Genomic DNA, 2,674 nt, shown 5'->3' on the forward strand with positions numbered 1-2,674 from the left:
CCAGCGACCACGTTAATTTTTTTATGTGGTTTTTGTGTGGGTGATCACCCTACTACACTCGGGTGTAGTTTTTAAGGATAGAGCATTAGGTTTGAAGAATAGAGTGAGAGACCAGAACCGTAATTCTAATCAAATATATTTTTAATAAATTGCACAAAGATTTTGACGGTTGAATGGGTTTATTGAAAATAAGTATAGCCCACTACACATGTTTTCAATCGCTACGCTTTTGAAAACATGTGGTGGTCTCTCCGAGGGTTCCCATACCTATGCTGAATCGGGGAAGGTAGTTTTGCTGCAGAAAGAAAAAATATAGTCGGAAAAAACAAAAAAACAGAAATGAGTTACGCAGTTTATCACGTAGAAAAAGGAGCTGTTTCTCCTGGAGGAATCGGAAAGCATATTGATCGGGAACCAGGGGCAGAACATACCTACCAACATGCAGACCCTGAACGCATCCATTTGAATGAACATATCACAGTAACCCCCCATTGTGATAAATCCCTTCATATCGCCATATCTGACCGAATTAAAGAGGGTTACAATGCTAAAAATAAAGCGGGAGAATTAAAAGAAATTCGGAAAGATGCGGTAAAATACACGACGCATATTCTAACCGGATCACCGGACTTAATGGAAAAAATAGAAAATAATTCTAATCTCCGGAAAGAATGGATCAACGCCAATTTGGAATTTATAAAGAAAGAATTCGGAGAAAAAAACATAGTCCGGTTTTCAATCCATCGCGATGAGAAAACCATGCACATACACGCTGTAACCGTACCATTGACCAATGACGGCAGACTTTCAGCCAGAGAATTATTAGGAAATCCGAAAGAAATGAGCCAACGCCAGGATCGCTATGCGGACCAGATGAAATCATTCGGATTCCAACGAGGAATAAAAGCAACTGGTGTCAAACATGAAGATGCAAAAACCTATTACGCCCGAATTAAGCAAGCGCAGAATAGTATTTCCCAAAACGATTTTAAGCCTGAAAAAAACCTTTTAGGCGTTTACAAGTCCGAAAGTGTGGAAGAAATGCAAAACGTCCTTAAATCGCAAAAAACCGCCCTCAAATCAAAAGATTTAGAGATCGCCAAACTCAAAGAACAGCAGAAGAAAGATTCTGAATTTAAAATAAAGATTATAGAAAGCCGTCAAAACGTCGAAAAGGATCTTAAATACAGTCTTTTGAGTGATGAATATCGAGAAAAAATGAAAGAAATTAAAATAAATGAAGTGGGTAAAAAATACGGCTATGACGTAAAACTGAAATTTCATTTTATTAGCCATTCGATCCAGCAAAAAGGGGATCGAGAAATAAATGAAATGGTTACTTCAGCTGTTAAAAAAGTAGCAGAAGAAAAGCAACTATCCCCCGTAGATACTGCGCTTTTAATGAGGTCTAAAGAATTTAAGGAAGTAGAAAAACACCTCCAAAACGAAAGAGAGCGAAGAAACGAGCTCGACCAGAGGAGAGGGCAGAACCGAGGACCCAGACTCTAAATGTTTTTTCCGACTATATTTTTTCTTTCTGCAGCAATTAATCGGCTAAAGCCGACTCAAATAATCATCATAAATTAAAATTTAATCTGATTATTTTCGGTAAAAAGAGTGTTTTTTTTCTATCCTTTATTTGGTAAAATCCCTTTCTTTTGGTAGATCCCAATAAGGTAAGCCACAGATTTATCTATTTTCAATTTTCCGCTTCTTACTTTAGCATTTAAGTCGGTTATAAGCTTGTCAAAGTCTGCTTCTTTTTCTTTTTTTGCAATTAATTCCGCTTGATCTGGAGAGACACCATAGTGTGCAATTTTGGCAATATATTTCTGATTATCGACACTGATATCAAAATTAATTTCGAGCTGCTTAGGGATCTTGGTGTTGATATGCAGGGTTACCCAATGGAATGAACGGCCACGTTTTTTTAGTTCAAAATCAATGTCAATATCTGTATTTTCATTGATTTGCTTTTTTGCGATTTCTAAAACAGATATTTTAAATTCTGAAATCCTTTCAAATTGCTCATTCCCTTTTTTATCGATCAACCCAAGCATCTTTTTTAGCTCAACGATTTCAAAGCGTTTACTACCCACACTTCGCCATTGACAAGCAATTCCGTACAATCTTTTGGCGTATTTTGATGAACAATTTAGCACCGATTTTAACTGCATCGAAGTGAAATTATTTTTAAGTTCGAAAAAATAAGGGAGAGCGCTATGGTTAAGTTCAACCACAAAAGAACCAGTTCCATACAAATATTTGATACGAGAAAACAACCAAATTTGGTCTAAACTTTCTTTTGTTTCAATCTCAAACATTCGAGAACCAATAGCCTCTGTAGCTTCTCGCAATTGCTTCAAATTCCATTTTCTACCGGTAATAGTTTCAATGTCCTGAACGTAAATATTATATTCTAATTTCCCAACTTCAAGACCAGAGAGCACCATAAAAAGCACGTCCATCATACAAGCGGAGTAATCATAACGACCAGAGGTAATAGCATTGTGTTGCATTATGTTCTTACTCTCACTAACATCCATCAATTCCATAATTTTAAATTTTGATAAAACAAAGATATGTAAAACAACATTAACAAACAATACATGTTTTCATATAATGTAGCACGCTTATAAAAACTTGTTTTTAGCTTATGAAAACTTGTTTTTAG

General features: G+C 35.9%; 2 protein-coding genes. One reads left to right on the plus strand and one right to left on the minus strand.

Annotated elements, in window-relative coordinates:
• The first annotated feature begins 339 nt into the window (after positions 1 to 339).
• Positions 340 to 1,509: a MobV family relaxase gene (gene mobV, locus BMW39_RS19040; RefSeq protein WP_034980137.1), complete on the plus strand. Its 1,170-nt coding sequence runs from the start codon at positions 340 to 342 to the stop codon at positions 1,507 to 1,509.
• 119 nt (positions 1,510 to 1,628) lie between these two features.
• Here the strand turns inward: mobV and BMW39_RS19045 are convergent, their stop codons facing one another.
• On the minus strand, positions 1,629 to 2,555 hold the full coding sequence (locus tag BMW39_RS19045) for a replication initiation protein (RefSeq protein ID WP_034980140.1): 927 nt from the start codon (positions 2,553 to 2,555) through the stop codon (positions 1,629 to 1,631).
• Positions 2,556 to 2,674 lie beyond the last annotated feature (119 nt).

Source organism: Epilithonimonas lactis (genome assembly GCF_900110605.1).
Taxonomy (GTDB): domain Bacteria; phylum Bacteroidota; class Bacteroidia; order Flavobacteriales; family Weeksellaceae; genus Epilithonimonas; species Epilithonimonas lactis.

Excerpts from the sequence above, each read along its gene's own strand:
- mobV (WP_034980137.1), top strand. The coding sequence starts at position 340 with ATGAGTTACGCAGTTTATCACGTAGAAAAAGGAGCTGTTTCTCCTGGA.
- BMW39_RS19045 (WP_034980140.1), bottom strand. The coding sequence starts at position 2,555 with ATGGAATTGATGGATGTTAGTGAGAGTAAGAACATAATGCAACACAAT.